At 59.0% G+C, this 16,943-nt stretch carries 15 protein-coding genes, 2 pseudogenes and 1 riboswitch; of the genes and pseudogenes, 10 read left to right on the top strand and 7 right to left on the bottom strand.

Going from position 1 to position 16,943, the window contains the following annotated elements:
* Window positions 1–3: 3 nt before the first annotated feature.
* From ACX82Z_RS16515 to ACX82Z_RS16505, 3 genes are read right to left on the bottom strand one after another with little or no spacing between them, the layout of a single operon-like run.
* Window positions 4–1,017, bottom strand: coding sequence for a phospholipase D family protein (locus ACX82Z_RS16515; protein ID WP_459590152.1), 1,014 nt, complete (start codon window positions 1,015–1,017; stop codon window positions 4–6).
* Entirely contained in the window at window positions 1,014–3,743 is a 2,730-nt protein-coding gene (locus tag ACX82Z_RS16510; protein WP_459590151.1) for a class I SAM-dependent DNA methyltransferase, read from the bottom strand. The genes ACX82Z_RS16515 and ACX82Z_RS16510 overlap by 4 nt, the downstream gene beginning before the upstream one ends.
* Window positions 3,724–3,984 (bottom strand): HigA family addiction module antitoxin, encoded by a 261-nt coding sequence (locus tag ACX82Z_RS16505; RefSeq protein ID WP_459590150.1) that lies wholly within the window; start codon window positions 3,982–3,984, stop codon window positions 3,724–3,726. The genes ACX82Z_RS16510 and ACX82Z_RS16505 overlap by 20 nt, the downstream gene beginning before the upstream one ends.
* Window positions 3,985–4,804: 820 nt before the next feature.
* Window positions 4,805–4,865, top strand: a riboswitch (Fluoride riboswitch).
* A gap of 83 nt (window positions 4,866–4,948) precedes the next feature.
* Here ACX82Z_RS16505 and crcB point away from each other — a divergent pair.
* Together crcB and ACX82Z_RS16495 are read left to right on the top strand one after the other, a co-directional pair.
* Entirely contained in the window at window positions 4,949–5,329 is a 381-nt protein-coding gene (gene crcB / locus ACX82Z_RS16500) for a fluoride efflux transporter CrcB (RefSeq protein WP_459911838.1), read from the top strand.
* 48 nt (window positions 5,330–5,377) lie between these two features.
* A pseudogene (locus tag ACX82Z_RS16495) lies at window positions 5,378–5,707 on the top strand (EamA family transporter); the annotation flags it as partial.
* Between the two features lie 8 nt (window positions 5,708–5,715).
* Here ACX82Z_RS16495 and chrA read toward each other — a convergent pair.
* On the bottom strand, window positions 5,716–6,933 hold the full coding sequence (gene chrA / locus ACX82Z_RS16490) for a chromate efflux transporter (RefSeq protein ID WP_459590149.1): 1,218 nt from the start codon (window positions 6,931–6,933) through the stop codon (window positions 5,716–5,718).
* Entirely contained in the window at window positions 6,930–7,259 is a 330-nt protein-coding gene (locus tag ACX82Z_RS16485; RefSeq protein WP_459590148.1) for a PadR family transcriptional regulator, read from the bottom strand. Before ACX82Z_RS16485 ends, chrA begins: the two co-directional genes overlap by 4 nt.
* Before the next feature lie 159 nt (window positions 7,260–7,418).
* On the opposite strand from ACX82Z_RS16485, the gene ACX82Z_RS16480 reads away from it, so the two are divergent.
* The 7 genes and pseudogenes from ACX82Z_RS16480 to ACX82Z_RS16450 form a co-directional block, all read left to right on the top strand.
* Window positions 7,419–7,775 carry an ArsR/SmtB family transcription factor gene (locus ACX82Z_RS16480; protein WP_459590147.1) on the top strand — a complete coding sequence of 119 codons (357 nt, stop codon included), beginning with the start codon at window positions 7,419–7,421 and terminating at the stop codon, window positions 7,773–7,775.
* Window positions 7,768–8,292, top strand: a complete 525-nt coding sequence (locus ACX82Z_RS16475) for an arsenate reductase ArsC (protein WP_459590146.1) — start codon at window positions 7,768–7,770, stop codon at window positions 8,290–8,292. The genes ACX82Z_RS16480 and ACX82Z_RS16475 overlap by 8 nt, the downstream gene beginning before the upstream one ends.
* 8 nt (window positions 8,293–8,300) lie before the next feature.
* Entirely contained in the window at window positions 8,301–8,726 is a 426-nt protein-coding gene (gene arsC / locus ACX82Z_RS16470; RefSeq protein WP_459590145.1) for an arsenate reductase (glutaredoxin), read from the top strand.
* 28 nt (window positions 8,727–8,754) lie between these two features.
* Window positions 8,755–9,825 carry an ACR3 family arsenite efflux transporter gene (arsB, locus tag ACX82Z_RS16465; RefSeq protein ID WP_459590144.1) on the top strand — a complete coding sequence of 357 codons (1,071 nt, stop codon included), beginning with the start codon at window positions 8,755–8,757 and terminating at the stop codon, window positions 9,823–9,825.
* Window positions 9,826–9,837: 12 nt separating this feature from the next.
* Window positions 9,838–10,590, top strand: a complete 753-nt coding sequence (gene arsH, locus ACX82Z_RS16460; protein ID WP_459590143.1) for an arsenical resistance protein ArsH — start codon at window positions 9,838–9,840, stop codon at window positions 10,588–10,590.
* A 48-nt stretch (window positions 10,591–10,638) separates the two neighbouring features.
* Window positions 10,639–11,778 carry an MFS transporter gene (locus ACX82Z_RS16455; protein ID WP_459911837.1) on the top strand — a complete coding sequence of 380 codons (1,140 nt, stop codon included), beginning with the start codon at window positions 10,639–10,641 and terminating at the stop codon, window positions 11,776–11,778.
* A 293-nt stretch (window positions 11,779–12,071) separates the two neighbouring features.
* Window positions 12,072–12,664 (top strand): annotated as a pseudogene (locus tag ACX82Z_RS16450) (IS5 family transposase); the annotation flags it as partial.
* Between the two features lie 13 nt (window positions 12,665–12,677).
* On the opposite strand, the gene ACX82Z_RS16445 reads toward ACX82Z_RS16450, so the two are convergent.
* Window positions 12,678–15,641, bottom strand: coding sequence for a Tn3 family transposase (locus ACX82Z_RS16445; protein ID WP_459590142.1), 2,964 nt, complete (start codon window positions 15,639–15,641; stop codon window positions 12,678–12,680).
* A 129-nt stretch (window positions 15,642–15,770) separates the two neighbouring features.
* Here ACX82Z_RS16445 and ACX82Z_RS16440 point away from each other — a divergent pair, with 129 nt between their 5' ends.
* Window positions 15,771–16,370 (top strand): recombinase family protein, encoded by a 600-nt coding sequence (locus ACX82Z_RS16440; RefSeq protein WP_009452622.1) that lies wholly within the window; start codon window positions 15,771–15,773, stop codon window positions 16,368–16,370.
* A 142-nt stretch (window positions 16,371–16,512) separates the two neighbouring features.
* On the opposite strand, the gene ACX82Z_RS16435 is transcribed toward ACX82Z_RS16440, so the two are convergent.
* Window positions 16,513–16,917, bottom strand: a complete 405-nt coding sequence (locus tag ACX82Z_RS16435; protein ID WP_009452623.1) for a MerR family transcriptional regulator — start codon at window positions 16,915–16,917, stop codon at window positions 16,513–16,515.
* Window positions 16,918–16,943 lie beyond the last annotated feature (26 nt).

Raw genomic sequence — 16,943 nt, 5'->3', positions numbered from 1 at the left:
AGCTTACACTAGCTCCCCGAAACGCCTTCCCTGCGACATGACGCCGACGTTCGCGAGCCGATGTCGGAAAGCTAGCTCGAAGTCGTCGAGTTCGATTGCCGACAGCAAGAAGCCCTTTCCTTTCGGCTCAAAGACCAGCACCTTCCCATCGTAAACGCCAAATCCATGATCTTCGGGCATAGGAAGTGTCAGCTTTTCCATCGCATTATCATTTTCCCTGTAGTTCTTCGTCACGTTTGGGCCTATTTCTGTTTTGAAAATTATCTCACCAATTAATGTTGAGTTTCCCTTGTTTTTCTTCAATCCAAAGAAACGTCGAAATCCACTCGGCGCAAAGATTTGATTGCCCGGTTTATCCGGACCACGGTTCTTAGTAACGTAACCCGCCTCAATCCAGAAACCAGTCACTGGGACTTCGGAGTTGGTCGTTTGTCTCATATCCTTGGCGGCGGTTAGCTCGCGATGGCGCGCTTCATATTCGTCTGCGACGTCGATCAATGGGCAAGCGCCATCCCATAGCCCGTTGAACACGGCGGAAACAGGCTCGATTAGTTTACCGTATGCAATTGCATCGTCTGCGACGATGGCAGCGCCCGCCTCTATGCTGCGCCGGAGGCCGTTGTATGAAAAGTTCCCGGAGCCGAGCACCAAGCCGTGCGAACCTGATGCCGCATTTTCCAGCAATGCGACTTTTGGATGAAAATCTCGGCGAGGTTTAAAGCCGGGACGCCTTACTACAGCCTTGCCATCAAAAATCCGAACCTCTGTGTTTTCGGCTTCAGCTATCGCCTTCAGCGCTCGCGGATCGGTACGCCCGTAATCTATACCAAACAGCCAGCGCGAAGGGGTTTCAGACCAAAAATTTGATCCGACCCCTAAATCAAAAGCTCTGAATCCTGACTGCGTCGCGTAAGCAAAGCATCCGTAAAAGCTGCTTGCAGCGATAGAATTCTTAACTCGCACGATTTCTGACAAGGTTGTCGTTCCTGACAGAATGTCATGGGCAAATCCGCTCATTTACCAACAACCTTTCGATACAATTTGAAGAGGCTTTCGAGTCTCTCGCTGTCATTCTTGATGACGCGGCCGAAATAAATACGTTCAACCACTTCATCATTTTGCAAGTGTGCATCCAGAAGATCGTCTGGCATAGCGCCTGGATCATAGAGATCGGATATGGACGCTGGAAAATGTCGCTCTCGTGCGATCAGGATACTTTCGGCAGACCGGCTCAGATCAGCTTGATTCTTCTCTGTAAGAGGCGGCACCGGGAAGGTGTTCCATCCGAGTGTATTTGAGTACGAAAAGTCAGTTCGCATACGAACGCAGACCGTTCCTATCCAAACCCAGTGAAGACGAGAAGCAATCAACGCGATGTTCCACTTGGGAGCATCATATAATGCGAAGTTTCTGTCGCCAATTATGCACTCTTCATTGACAAGATCGACCGGGAGATAATCTCGATTCTCTGAGGACACTCTCGGAACCACAATTGCGGATTTCCGTGCAGTGCCTGCGATCTGCACAAAGCGATGCGGAGTTTGCGCAAATGCCCGCGTAGATGGCGCGGGGGATTGTTTCCTATTTTTCGCCACGAAATCCAATCGCTCGGCGATGAAAGGATTCGATCTAGCCGCCTCCGCCTCGCTGTCTTCAATCCAAAGGCAATATCGAAGCTTACCCTTTATCAATTCGTCCGAACCTAAGAATCGTCGCACAAACCGCCGCGTGTCAGAATTTTGCCTAAGGTCGCGTGCCTCTTGTGTTGTTAGAAACAGATGTCCGCCATCGCGAGGCATATTTCCAAACAGCATTGGCGACTGCGGACCTAAGGGTTTGGTAGCCTTGGTTATTGTGTCCGGCATGTCAGGCACGAGATAAGGCCCGATCAATTCGCATTGCCGAACTAGCCCACCATCACCGAACAGGCGCTTTGACTTGGATGATTTTGGTCCAAGACCAATAATGATTACTGTGACGCCCGCATTATGACTTGCGAGATTTTTCCAAGTAAAGGGGGTATGGGCGAAGCATATTTCCTTACTCTGATTGAAAACAACTGGCCAAATCTCTGAAGCCTGCTGACCTTGACAAATGCTATTTGTGGTCACAAAGGCTGCCATCGCTTCAGGAACTACACGCGCATATTCTAGGTATGCTGCAACCCAACCTGATACAAAATCAGTCGTTTTCGCGAGTTGGGGGTGCCGGGACCAAGCCCACACAAGATCGTCCTTTTGCTGATCATCTTGCCATTTGCTGCCCCGGTAGGGTGGATTGCCGCAAATGTAGGTCTCACCACCTTCGTTCTCGAAGTCGATTTGCGCTTGATCCAACGGTGTCGAGAACAGGTCGTCGCCTACCAGCTTCACTCCGGTCCCGGTCGGCGGACAGATGGACAGCCAATCCAGCCGAAGCGCATTGCCGCAGGTGATCCAGTTTTGCGCGTTGAGCGGCAGAAACTCGTTCAAGGCGAGTTGCTGCCCGCGATAGAGAACGTCGCACTGATATTCTGCGATGATGAGCGCTAGCCGGGCGATCTCGGCAGGGAAGTCGCGTAGTTCGATACCCCGGAAATTGGTCAGCGGAATATCGGATTTCCGCGTTTTTTCGTCGCGCCTTTCGTTGATGATAGCTTCGATTGCCCGCATTTCCTTGTAGGCAATGACAAGAAAATTGCCGCTACCGCAGGCCGGATCGAAAACCCGGATACGGGCCATGCGGTTGCGCAGGTTGAGGAGTTTGCGGGGGTTGTCGCCTGCCTCCTCAAGATGCTCGCGCAGGTCGTCCAGAAAGAGCGGATTCAGCACTTTCAGGATGTTCGGGACACTGGTGTAGTGCATCCCCAGCGCGCCGCGTTCCTCATCGTCGGCGACGGCCTGAATCATCGATCCGAAAATATCCGGGTTGATCTTCCGCCAATCGAGATTACCAATGTGGAGTAGGTAGGTCCGGGCGATCTTGCTGAAATGCGGCACGTCCAGACTGCCCGAAAACAGCCCGCCGTTGACATAAGGGAACACGTCAGCCCAACGGGATAACGTGGCGCTCGCCCGGTCCTTGATCGGCGTGTTCATTGCGCGGAAAATCTCGCCGATCACCTGATGGGTGTTGGTCGAGTCCCGCGCGCTCATCTGGTCGATAGTGGCGGTGAACAGGCCGGTGCCGTTAAAGATATCGGTATCTTCCGCGAAGAAACAGAAGATCAGCCGGGCCATGAAGTGATTCATGTCGGGGCGGCGCTCGGCGCTCCCCCAATCGAGATTGTCTTTCAGCAGTTCGACATAGAGCTTGTTGAGGCGGCTCGTGGCGCGGATGTCGAATGAACTGTCCCGCACCTGCTTGACGGTGCTGATCCCGGCAAGCGGCAGGAAGAATCCGAAATGGTTCGGGAAATCGGCATAGGCGCAGGCAACGGTCTCGCCGGATTCGATGTCCTCGGCCTCGAAGGCCACGCCATCGGTGGCAAGGATGAACTTGGCCTTGCCACGCGTCGTGGCGGGGCTGGCCCGTAGCGCGGCAAGCTTTTCCGTCACGCTGCCGAGATCAGCAGCGGCGATATGGATGTTATTGGTCTGGAGAAGGCCGCCCACGTCGGACTTGTTCGACGCACCGGAGCGCAGCCGCTTGATGGTCGTGGCCTTGTTGCCGAAGGCTTCTAGGAAGGCGAAAGGGAACTCTGTCGCATCGAACGGCTGCTCAGCGAGCGCGGATATGGCCTCTTCAATCTCGACGGCGTTCATGCGTTCCTCCGCTTTCCGTGATCGATGCACGGTAAGGCTCAACCTTGATCTTCTTGGCCCGGCGCACAACCTCGGCCAGCTCGTAATCAAGCTGCCGCATCAGCCACTCGCGGGCAGGTGTGCCGAACGCCTTTTCCAGCCGAACGGCCATCTCCGGCGAGATGCCCGAGCGGGCGTTCAACAGGTTACTGAGAGTCTGCCTGTCCACCCCAAGAACCCGAGCAGCGTCAGTGACGCTCAATCCGTTCTTTTCAAGGCAATCCTGCCGGACTGTCGTTCCTGGGTGCATCTTCAGTGATTCTCACCAAGCCTTCGTGGGAGTAACGCTATAGTGATAATCGACACTCGACAACTTGATTCATGCCGGTTGCCGTGATGATCCCCGGTGGCGAGACGCGATCTCGCGCTGCATGATCGACCGGAACGCCGAAGATGTGTCAGAGTTAAGCGGAAATCATAGGGCTATAGCGTAAACGTAGTGATCATCACTATCAGTCGCGGTCCGCCAGTTTGCTGCCGATAGCTCGATATTGCCGTTTATAATCGTTCTGATGAACGGTGCCGCTGTTCTAAAAGCGAATGGAAGTGCGGGCGGCTAATTCCCGACAATGGCGGCTGTCAGCGGGATCACCTCTGCGCGCAGTAGCACCTGGAGGTTCGCATCATGGGATCAAAGTTAGAATTGCTGCGAATGCCGGGCGGCGCTTAAAGCGTGCGTATAGAAACGGCGGCGTTCAGAGCTCTGTACTGAAATGGCGCGCCGTGCCGGGTGAAGATGACAGCTACATCTACTCTATAGCCCTCTAAATCGTGGGCTAGGATCTCAGTCACCAACGACTATAAAAGGCCGCGAGATATAGGGTTTCAGCACGACAGTTGGCCTAACCACTATCGACACCGAACGGCGTGTTGCGACGATCGGTTGAACCCACCACCGTATTCTGGCCGTTCGCGGATTTTAGCGCTGTTCCTGCTACCTGCCGTGGGAAGGCTTCGGAACCCAATCTACAGCAGCGCAGCCCTCGCAGCCTTTGACGCCCGACCCGCGCATTGCTATATTTCCCCGTGATGGGGATGGAGTTCCCCGATAACCGCCGCAAGGCTGATGACTCCTGCCGGACGCATTGCGTCGGCGGGAGCAGTGCACCCTCCGAAGGCCGTCCGGATAGGACTGTAAGTCGCCCACAGGAGGGGCACCCGCATGTATCTCGTTTCTCGCTTCGTTTGTCTTTGTCGGAGGCGAAATTGGGTCCGTCATCCGCTACGCTTTAAGCATCGGTGTTCTGCGGCTCGGCTGGACCGGATTTCCGGTCGCCACGCTCGCCGTCAACGTCATCGGCGGCCTTGCCATGGGGATGCTCGCAGGCTGGTTCGCCTTCAGGGGCGGCGGCCCTCAGGCGTGGCGGCTTTTCCTCACCACCGGCCTGATGGGTGGCTTCACGACTTTCTCGACCTTCTCGCTGGAGACTGTCTTGCTCTACGAAGAAGGCAGGATCGGCGCTGCGGCTTGTTACGTCGGCGCTTCGGTTGTGCTGGCGATAGCTGGGCTTGTCGCCGGCCTCGCGCTCGTCCGCGCCTTCAACTGAGAGAATGACCGTCATGGGCACAACGTCCTCCCATGGTAGGACTGGGCTCTGTTCTCGGTCGCCTTCGCCGCGCTAACCGCAATCTTCGCCAAGGTCGGCGTCGAGAGCGTCAATTCCGATTTCGAGACCTTCGTCATCGTCGTCATGCCGGGCGGAATCCAGTGGGCGACCGGGACCTGGCAGGTGCCCGGCCGGACGTGGGTGTTCCTGTTCCTGTCCGGCCTTGCGACGGGTGCCTCTAGGCTCGGCTACTTCCGCGCCCTCAAGCTCTGCGATGCTGCACGAGTCGCGCCGATCTCCAAGCTGAGCGTCGTCCTGGTCGCCATATTCGCGGTCATCTTCTTGGGCGAGAAGCTGACCCTGCCGAACTGGCTCGGACGTGCACCTCAAGCTCCTAGAGCGAGTCCCACCCCGCCGACTGCTGCAATGATGACGACCAACCACGGCGGGGCTTTCCATGCCATCAGCGCCACAAAGCAAGCCAGCGCTAGTGCAAAGTCACGCATATCGCCAATGGCGCTGGTAAACACCGGCGAATAGAGTGCCGCACCCAGAATGCCGACGACGGCGGCGTTTGCGCCCTGCATCAGCGACTGGGCCGACGCCATGGCGCGGAACCGGTCCCAGAACGGCAGCACACCGATTAGGATCAGGAAGCCGGGCAGAAACACAGCGAGAAGCGCAATGACTGCCCCGAACACGCCGTTTGGCTCTGGCCCAAGCACCGCGCCTAGGTAGGCTGCAAAGGTGAAAAGTGGTCCAGGCACTGCCTGCGCCGCGCCGTATCCAGCAAGGAACTGGTCCGGAGTTACCCAACCAGGTGCCACGACCTCTGCCTGCAAGAGCGGGAGGACAACGTGGCCGCCGCCGAACACCAACGCGCCTGCGCGGTAGAAGCTGTCGACCACCGCCAGAGCTTGGCTCTGCGCTGCGAGTACCGGAAGTAGGAAGAGCAGCGCAAAAAAGGTGGCGACCGCCGCCGCTGCCATCCCGTGGGATACTGGCATCGTGACATGCCCGCCGACGGGCGCTCCCGAACCGCGCCCCAGCGCCAGACCAGCTAGCGCGCCCAACACGATTGCCCCGACCATTCCGAATGCGGTTGGCAGAAACGCCAGCATAACGACAGCGCCAACCGCAATCGCGGCGCGCTCCCGATCGGGGCAGAGGTTCTTCGCCATGCCCCAAACGGCCTGCGCGACGATCGCGACCGCCACGATTTTGAGCCCATTAAGCACGCCTGTCCCAATAGGACCCGTTATCGACGCCGCCGTCATCGCGAAGACCGTAAGCACAAGAGCCGAGGGCAGTGTAAAGGCGATGAAGGCGGCGAGCGCGCCGAGCCAGCCCGCGCGCATCATCCCAAGAGCGAAACCCACTTGGCTAGAAGCCGGGCCAGGCAAGAACTGGCAGAGCGCGACCAGATCGGCATAGGCTTGATCGCTCAGCCATTTCCGGCGCGTGACCAGTTCATCACGGAAATAGCCGAGATGCGCGATAGGCCCTCCGAAAGAGGTAAGGCCGAGCTTGAAGAAGGTGAAAAAAACCTCTCGTGGCGTTCCTTTCGCCGGTTGAGCCTCAGCCGTGGCAGTCGTGTCCGTCATTCTGCTCCTGCCTCACCCTTGAGTTCCTGCAAACGAACCCGCGCCACCGCCAGCCCTTCGCGCCCCTTGTCTGTGATCGTATAAAACTTGCGCGACGTCCGCCCATCGCGTTCGGTCTTGCTAACCAGGTAGCCGTCACGCTCCATCTTCGATAGCATCGGATAGAGCGTTCCCGGCGACAGCCGGTAGCCGTGACTGGCAAGTTCCTCGATCATCCACTGCCCGTAGATATCGTGCTCGGCCGCGTGATGCAGCACATGCAGCCGAACGAGACCCGCCAGCAAATCGTGATGCTCCATAGTGCGCTTGCGCGTGTCTCCACTCATATCGCCTTCCGTTATCGATATTCGATATCGTCATATTATGACATCTACGCAACACCTGTCTTGCACCGTTGCAGAACACGTTGGAGAAGTGCGGGGTTGGCAAAGCGAGTTCGGGAGGGTAAGTAACATCTCAATATTCGTTGAATTGTTGAGATACCTATGATCGAAGAACAAGCTCTCGCTGCCTTTTCGGCGCTCTCGCAGGAGACGCGCCTTCGCATCGTCAGGCTGCTCGTGACGGCGGGACCGGCCGGGCTTTCCGCCGGCGCGATCGGTGAGGCGATGGAGGCATCGTCCTCGCGCATGTCGTTCCACCTCAGCCATCTCGAACATGCCGGTCTGGTCGCGTCACGGCGCGACGGCCGGTCGATCATCTACAGCGCCACCTATCCAGCGCTTGCGGGTCTGATCGAATTCCTCATGCGCGACTGCTGCCAGGGCCATCCGGAAGTGTGCCAACCGGCCGTCGCCGCTCTCTCCTGTTGCGAACCCATGAAGGACACCACCCATGTCTGATCCGGTCTATAACGTCCTTTTTCTCTGCACCGGCAATTCGGCGCGGTCGATCCTGGCCGAAACAATCCTCAATCAGATGGGAAATGGCTGTTTTCGCGCCTACTCGGCTGGAAGCCGGCCCAAGGGAGAGGTTCACCCGCTCGCCATCGAGACGCTTCAGCACTTCGACTATTCCGTCAAAGGTCTCCGCTCGAAAAGCTGGGACGAGTTTGCCGAGCCATCGGCCCCGCAGATGGATTTCGTCTTTACCGTTTGCGACAACGCTGCCGGCGAAGCGTGCCCGATCTGGCCGGGCCACCCAATGACGGCACATTGGGGCATTGAAGACCCAGCGGCGATTTCCGATCCCGTCGAACAACGCACGGCCTTCGTGACGGCCCTGCGCTACCTCATGAATCGGATTTCGGCGTTTATCGCCCTGCCGGTCGCGACGCTCGACAGGTCGTCGCTCAAAATCCGCCTGAACGAGATCGGCCAGGCCGAAGGGGCAAACAAGCCCCGCGACAGTGCCGCGTGAGGCCGACTATGGACACGATCATCTACCACAATCCCGATTGCGGCACCTCGCGCAACACGCTCGGCCTGATCCGCAATGCCGGCGTCGAGCCGCACGTCATCGAATATCTCAAGAGTCCGCCGTCGCGCGCCATGCTGGTGGACCTGATCGCCCGCATGGCGATCACACCGCGCGAGCTTCTGCGCGAAAAGGGCACGCCCTACGCCGACTTGGGCTTGGACGATCCGGGCTTGAGCGACGATGCCCTGATCGACGCGATGATGGCGCACGCGATCCTCATCAACCGACCGATTGTCGTCACACCTGCCGGAGTACGGCTCTGCCGTCCTTCCGAAGCGGTTCTCGATCTCCTGCCGTCACAACAGGGCGCGTTCATCAAGGAAGACGGCGAGCGCGTCGTGGACGAGAACGGCAATCGGGTCGTCGCGGCCTGAAGTTCTGAACCTTCACTGGAGACTGACGATGGCCTCTTCTGAGCCAGCGACGCGCCTGTCGTTTCTCGACCGCTATTTGACGCTGTGGATTTTCGCCGCCATGGCGTTCGGGGTAGCCCTTGGCACCCTGTTTACGGACCTGCCTGATGCTCTCAATGCGATGTCGATCGGAACGACTAATATTCCGATCGCCATCGGCCTCATCCTCATGATGTATCCGCCGCTTGCCAAGGTGAAATACGAGGAACTGCGGCAGGTCTTTGCCGACAAGCGCGTGCTGATTCTGTCACTGATCCAGAACTGGGTCATCGGCCCCACGCTGATGTTCGCCCTGGCTGTTATCTTTCTGCGCGATTATCCGGAATACATGACCGGCCTGATCCTCATCGGGCTAGCCCGCTGTATAGCCATGGTGCTTGTCTGGAACCAGCTCGCGCGCGGTGACAACCAGTATGTGGCCGGCCTCGTCGCCTTCAACTCGATTTTCCAGATACTGTTTTTCTCGACCTACGCATGGCTGTTCCTGAGCGTCCTGCCACCACTTTTCGGCCTCGAAGGTAGCGTCGTCGATGTTGGCTTCTGGACCATCACCGAGGCGGTACTGATCTATCTCGGCATCCCGTTCCTGGCCGGCTTTCTGACGCGGCGCATCCTCATCGCACGCCGGGGGGAGAGTTGGTACGAACAGGAGTTTCTGCCCCGCATCAGCCCGATCACGCTCGCCGCGCTGCTGTTCACCATCGTCGCCATGTTCAGTCTGAAAGGCGGCGACGTTGTGCGTCTACCGTTCGACGCCGTGATGATCGCGGTTCCTCTGGCCATCTACTTCGTCGTCCAGTTCGTGATCAGCTTTGCGATGGGTAAGCTGATTGAGGCTGATTATCCCCGCACGACGGCGATCGCCTTCACCGCTGCCGGAAACAATTTCGAACTGGCGATCGCCGTCGCCATTGCCGCATTCGGCCTGGCCTCACCAATCGCCTTCGCGGCCGTGATCGGCCCTTTGGTCGAAGTGCCGGTGCTTATCCTGCTCGTCCATGTCGCCCTTCGTCTGGGTCGTCGCTGGTTCCCGGCGACTGCGCCCACGGCAGCCCGATAAGAGAAGTTCATCATGCCGTTGCGAACACTATCCGACCCCGACCACCTGCCCGCGCTCGATCGGCGCTTCGCCATCGAACAACCCGGAACGGGGCTCGGACCGATGGACCGCCCGCCGCGCATCCTTTTGCTTTACGGGTCACTCCGGCCTCGCTCCTTCTCCCGGCTGGCGACGGAAGAAGCCGCGCGACTGCTGCAACTCTTTGGCGCGGAAACCCGAATTTTCGATCCGAGCGAATTGCCGTTCCCCGATCAAGTGACGAAGGACGATCACCCCGCCGTTCATGAGCTGCGCGAGCATGCGCTTTGGTCGGAAGGCATGGTTTGGTGTTCACCGGAGCGCCACGGCCAGGTCACGGGTCTAATGAAAGCGCAGATCGATCATTTGCCGCTGTCGATCGGCAGTGTCCGGCCAACGCAGGGACGCGCACTTGCCGTCATGCAAGTCTCGGGCGGCTCGCAGAGCTTCAACGCCGTCAACACGCTGCGGCTTCTCGGTCGCTGGATGCGCATGATCACTATCCCAAACCAATCAAGCGTCGCCAAGGCCTATCAGGAATTCGATGAGAACGACCGCATGAAGCCGTCGAGCTACTATGACCGGATCGTGGACGTGATGGAGGAACTGGTACGCTTTACGATCCTCACTCGTCCGCATGCCGGTCAGCTCGTTGATCGGTATTCAGAGCGAAAAGCGGCCGCACTCAAGCACGATCCGACGACCGATAAGAGCGCGATCAGCACACCTCAAAAGCAGTCCGCATAGACGATGGCTTGCGTGAATCGGCTGACGGTCCACGCCCTTGGCGTGGTGATGATCTTCACCTGGGGCAGCACCTACTATCTGATCGCCGTTCTTGCCGCGCCGATCGTTGCCGATACGGGTTGGCCTCTTGAATGGGTAGTCGGTTCTCTTTCGATCGGGTTGCTGGTCGCCGGGCTTTCCGCCCCAACGATCGGGGATGCGATTTCGAGACACGGCGGACGGCCAATCCTGGCTCTTGGCTGTCTCATCATCGCCGCAGGTCTGGCTATGATTGCGGCCGCGCCAAACCTGGCGATCTTCATGGCCGGGTGGGCGGTTCTCGGCATTGGCATGGCCGCCGGGCTGTACGATGCCGCATTCTCGACCCTCGGCGGGATCTATGGAGAGAAAGCCCGCCCCTCGATCACGACGCTGACACTTTGGGGAGGCTTTGCGAGCACGGTTTGCTGGCCACTTTCAGCCGCTATGGTCGACGCGGCAGGCTGGCGCGGGGCTTGTTTCGCTTATGCGGCTATTCTCCTGGGCGTTTGTCTGCCCTTGACCCTCACCATGGTGCCGCAAGCCACACGGCCGCTAAAGCAGTCGAGTGTCGACGCCGATGCAACGCTCATGCTCTCGCCTCGGGAGCGAGCCATGTTCTGGCTATTCGCCTCGATCCAGATCATCGCAGGCCTGTTCGTCACGATCGTCTCGGTACATCTGCTCACGCTCCTGCAAGCCAGAGGAATATCGCTGGCCGAGGCGGTCACGTTCGGCGCGCTGATCGGGCCAGCCCAGGTCGGCGCGCGGGTTCTGGAAATGCTCGGTCGCGATCGCCACCATCCGATGTGGACACTAAGCGCAGCGGTTGTTTTATGTGCTGCCGGATTAATCGTGCTAGCGGCAGGGCTGCCGATTGTTGGACTGGCGTTGATCCTCTACGGCGCAGGGAACGGCATCTTTTCGATCGCGCGGGGGGCGCTTCCGCTCAGTCTCTTTGGTCCGGGGCAATATGCACCTATCATGGGACGGCTCGCCCGCCCCGGCCTGATTGCACAAGCTGCTGCTCCCATGATCGGCGCAATTTTGATTTCCAGGCTGGGCTATGACGCTCTGCTTCATGTCATAGCAGTTTTGGCGACACTCAACGTCTTTATCGCCGGCATGCTTTGGCAGGTCGTTCGACAACGTCCGCTTGGAAGCAGTTGACTGCTGAAAGCTGCCTTTCCCCCTCGTCCCAGTCAGTGGCGTCCGATCAACCAATCGCGCTTGGGAAATGATTTTCAAAGGTAGCTCTGGCGCCGCAGCTGCCAATCCACGTCTGAGGACCATGATTGAGCAACTGCCCTGCAAAAGCGACTTATGTCGATGTTTAGTGAATGCCCGGACCATCATAGGGTCTCTAAAATGAGGCGCGAGCGAATAGCTCCTAGGTCGTGTGGACTCTTGGGATTCCCTTAAGGGGAGGATCGTGATTCAAGGCTGTCTTTTGGGAGGCAGCGATGGGTGTTTTGGACCGCCTGATTCTTCGTGACGACCAGTGGGAGCGGATATCGGCCCACATCATCGGTGACGAGCGGACGCGGGGTTCGTCAGGTCGCGACAACCGGATGTTTGTGGAAGCGGTGCTTTGGATCGTGCGCACCGGTTCTCCCTGGCGCGATCTGCCGGATGCGTTCGGCGACTGGAACAGCGTCTTCCGCCGGTTCAGCCGCTGGAGCCGCAAGGGCGTCTGGTGGCGCATCTTCGCAGCGATGTCGGACGATCCGGACTTCGAGTACCTAATCGTCGATTCCACTATCATTCGCGCCCACCAGCACGCCTCAGGGGCCAAAAAGGGGGGCCTGAAGATCAGGCCCTTGGCCGCTCACGCGGTGGCCTGAGCACCAAGATCCACATGGCTGTCCGAGGTCTCGGGTGCCCGGTGCGCTTTACTCTCACGGCTGGCCAAAGAGGCGACTGCCCGCAAGCCTACGGCCTCATCGAGGGACTGCCGGCAAAGGTCGTCATGGCCGACGCCGCCTACGATGCGGATCCGCTACGCACCGCAATTGCCGGCAAGGGCGCTGTCGCCGTCATTCCCAACAACCCGTCACGGCCTCTGTGCATTATCGGGACATAGATTCACGGTAGCTATCGGGGATTCGAAGGGGCATGAGTCCGTCGGCATCGAGTTCAATGCCGTCTGACCAGACATAATCGCCGGTGAGGTTGATCCGGTCCCAGCCCAAAGGTGAAAGCTGCGAGAGTAGAGCGGGATCAATTTTCACTCCGCGACTTCCAAGTTCACTCACGGCGCGGTCGAGATAGCGGCAGTTGAACAGGATGATTGCGGCGGTGACGAGATTGAGTGCTGCCGCTCGCATTTGCTGATTTTCGATACCGCGATCCCGGAAGCGGCCGAGCCGGTGGAACGCAACCGCGCGCGCCAGACTGTTTCGCGCTTCGCCCTTATTGAGTTCACCCGTGACAAGCTGGCGAAGCGCCGGATCCTTGAACCATCGCAATGTGAAGAGTGTGCGCTCGATACGGCCGACCTCGCGAAGGGCAGCGGCAAGGCTGTTTTGTTGCCGGTAGGCTGAGAGCTTTTTCAGGATCAGCGATGGGGTGATGGTTCGGTCGCGCATCGCCCTAATGACGCGATGAATGTCGTGCCAGTGATTGACGATCAGATCGCGGTTGAGCCTGTTCCCGAACAGCGGCGCGAGGCGTCCGTAACGCTTGGGCGGCTCGAAGGAATAGAGGCGGCGATCGGAGAGGCGCGGAATACGTGGCTCAAAATCAAGCCCGAGCAGGTCCATGACCGCAAACACGATATCGGAGACGCCGCCGCCATCGACGTGCAGCGCGGAAAGGTTGGCGTTGCTTTCGTGGCCGAGAATGCCGTCGAGGGCATGGATCGCTTCGCCGGCAGTGCCCGCGATCACGGTTTGATGGAGCGGTGCGTAGCGGTCGGTGATGGTGGTGTAGATTTTGACGATCGGGTCGCGGCCGTAATGCGCGTTGACCTGACCGCCAGCCTCCCCGGCGCCACCAAGATAATAAGCCTGCCCATCGGCAGAGGCGCGCCAGCCCTCACCGAACCAGGCCGCCATTGGTTCGGCCTGTATGGCGTCGGTCAGACAGCCGAGCGCGGCGCGAAACGTCTCTTCACGCATGTGCCACGTCTGCATGCGCAGGAGCGTGCGCCGCGATGCCACGCCGCAGACCTCAGCCATCCGTGACAGGCCGAGGTTCGTCGCTTCCGCAATCATAGCTGCGAGAAAGGATCGTTCATCGCTGGGCGGCAACCCGGTCGAGACATGACCGAAATGGCTGGTGAAACCGGTCCAACGTTCGACCTGAGACAAAACATCGGTGATGCGCGTCGTCGGCACGAGATTGTAGCAGGTCCGGACGAACTGTCTGCCATCGTCGCGTTCGGCAAGATCGGTTTTCGGCTCTTTCGGAAACCGCAGTCGGTCACCGGAAAACAGCGCGGGATCGCCGCTGGTCAGCCCCCCTGATACCTTGAGCAGCGCAGTATCCAGTTCGGCCGCGCGGGCATCGAGCCACACATGAGGATCAGGAATATCGGAGACCTGTGCCGGGACCGGATCCGTACTCGGTGAAAGCAGCGTTTCCAGAGAGCGGTGCAGTCGGGAGGTTGGCACCCAGATGTCGCCCGCCGCCAGTGCTCCAGCCAACGCGGAATAGGTCGCCAGCTCCCAATGGGTTCGGTCGATCTTGTCGTCCGTGACGACATAGCGCTGCCATCGCCGCTCGATATGCCCGAGCGGCAAGCCATCAGGGAGCGCCGTGCGCCAGTCGCCATCGAGTTCGGCCAGGATCGCCATCGCTGCACAGAGCGGCGCGGTACCCTTGCGACCCTCGAACGTGAACGCTTTCAGGAAGCGCGGCCCCGCCCGCTTGAACGTCCGATATTCTGGCCCGATTTCACTGATGGCATTATCTCGTCCCGGCCTCGTGGTTCGCCGGAGAAGAGCAGCGTCGGCATCGATCGTATCGAGCGAGGCGACCGCTGCGACCGCTGCTGCAATATCGCCGCCGGCGCGTGCGGCTTTGCTGACCGCCTCAAGCACGTCGGCGACACGGATTAATCGGTCGCGGCCCTGGTCGGCAGAAGCGGCAACCGTCTGTTCAAGGCGTTTGCGGGCACGCAGATGCGCTCGCCCGATGAGCGAGTCGAACATACCGATAGCTGTGTCAGTCAGCGTGGCCTCAAACTCGCGCAGCGTCGCCACAAGAATAACATGCCGCCGCGCCGACCCCATCTGCTGGAATGCCTGCGCGGTGTAGCGGACCCCTTCGCGCGCAAATTGCTCCATTCGGGGTTCGTATCGTCTATCGATGGCGGGCGTCCTGATGCCGCGAACCAGTGCGATCTTGTCAAGAATACCGACGAGCGAGGCAGAGGCGACGCGCGGGGTGGGTTCCCGTAGCCAGGAAAATCGGCTTTGCCTATCGTGCGTTTTCTCGGCGATAAGCGCGTCAAGTCGGCTATGGGTGGCCGGATCGAGACGATTGTCGATGTCGGCGATGATCCGGTTTTCGGCCGCGTGCATCGCTTCGGCGGCCATGCGCTCGACCACGGTGATTCCGGAAATGACTATCTTACGGAAGCGCAGTTCGTCGAGGAAGTTGCCCAACAAGACGCGTCCGTTGGTCAGGCCGACAGCTTCGGCTTCCAGCCACGCTCGAAGCGTTGCGCGCATCGGCTTGGTGAGGTCGGTGAACCCGAAACGCGCCTTGATCGCGAGAAGCTGATCGTAGCGTGTGGGCGTCCGTCGTGCGAAACCGCCGATCACTTCTGCATCGATCCCGATCTGCTCAGCGATATGGTCGAGCATGACAGCGGGCAGCAATTCGCCGCGTCGGAGATGCCTCCCCGGATAACGCAGACAGCAAAGCTGCAAAGCATAGCCAAGCCGGGTCTCAGGCGTGCGGGCGCTGTTGATGGCAGCTAGGTCGTTTACGTCCAGACTGTGATGGCGGACGACCGTCGTCTCGTCTTCGGGCAGCGCCAACAAAGCGTCGCGCTGAGGGCCGGTCATGTAAATGCGTGCTGGCATCGGTTATCCCTTTCAAAAATCACTTGCCTTTTGATACAGTTTTGCAAGAGGATTGTGAAAGGCATTGAGCCTTGATTTGCGGTCATGGTCATCCTGCTTCCGTAGACGGCCGTTTGTGAAAGGATCGAATTGAGCACCGCACCTTATTTGATCGGCTATGCTCGCGTGTCGAAGGGGGACGACCAGTCGAACGCAGCACAGTTGCGCGCGCTGACGGCAGCGGGTTGTAAACGCGTCTTCGAAGAATCCGCCAGCGGCGGGCGATGGGACCGGCCGAGGCTCCAGGAGATGATCGGCCAGCTACGGGATGGCGATGTCGTTGTTGTCTGGAAGCTCGACCGGCTTTCGCGAAGCCTGAAAGACCTGCTGCACTTGATGGAAAAGATCGAAGCGGCGGGGGCCGGCTTCCGGTCGCTGACCGAAGCGATCGACACGACGACACCGGCAGGCCGCATGATGATGCAGATGGTCGGCTCATTCGCCGAGTTCGAGCGCGCCATGATCCGCGAGCGGACTAGCGCAGGGCTAGCGCAGGCGCGGTTGGAAGGGCGGCTCGGTGGTCGGCGGCGCAAACTTGACGATAAGAAACGGCGTGAGATCGCCGAATCCGTTGTTGCGGGGCGCAAGTCCGGCGCCGAGATGGCGCGGCTCTATGACGTGAGCGAGCCAACCGTCTCAAGAATCGTTGCCGAATATCGTCAGCGGGAAGCCCATGAGGCCTTGGCATGACTTGGATCCGATGACCTCCATGGGGTGGAAAGCGGAAAGGCCGCTTTCAGCAGCCAACCCTTCCAAGCGGAAGATGTCGAACGACCTACCAATTGCAGTCGATCAAGACATGGATCGTCGGCAAAGCTGCATGGACCTCCGATCATTTCGGCGACAGGGTTTCAATGATCCGGCAATCGTCGACGATGCCGCACTCGCACTGGTCGATCATTCTGTCGAGTTCGGCCTTGAGCGCCATGAGATCAGTGATCTTCTTTTCGACCTCTGCACGATGTTCGCTAGCGATGGCATCAACTGCTGCGCAGGATTGTCCGCGATTGTCGGATAGCGTGAGAAGCGCTCTGATCTGGTCGAGCGAGAAGCCCAGGTCACGTGCCCGGCGGATAAAGCTCAGCCGGTTCAGATGGTCTGGCTCGTACGCCCGATAATTGCCTTCGGTACGCGAGGGCTCGGGCAGTAGACCGTTCTTCTCGTAAAAGCGGATCGTTTCGACCTTGGTACCGGTTTGCCTTGCAAGATGACCGATCGTCAGAATTGAAGAGTTCATTTTATGACCCTATAGCGTATACAGGG

It is taken from the genome of Aliihoeflea sp. PC F10.4 (assembly GCF_054612275.1).
Note: the sequence above shows the minus strand (reverse complement) of the source record. Positions and strands in the feature narration are given on the sequence as shown.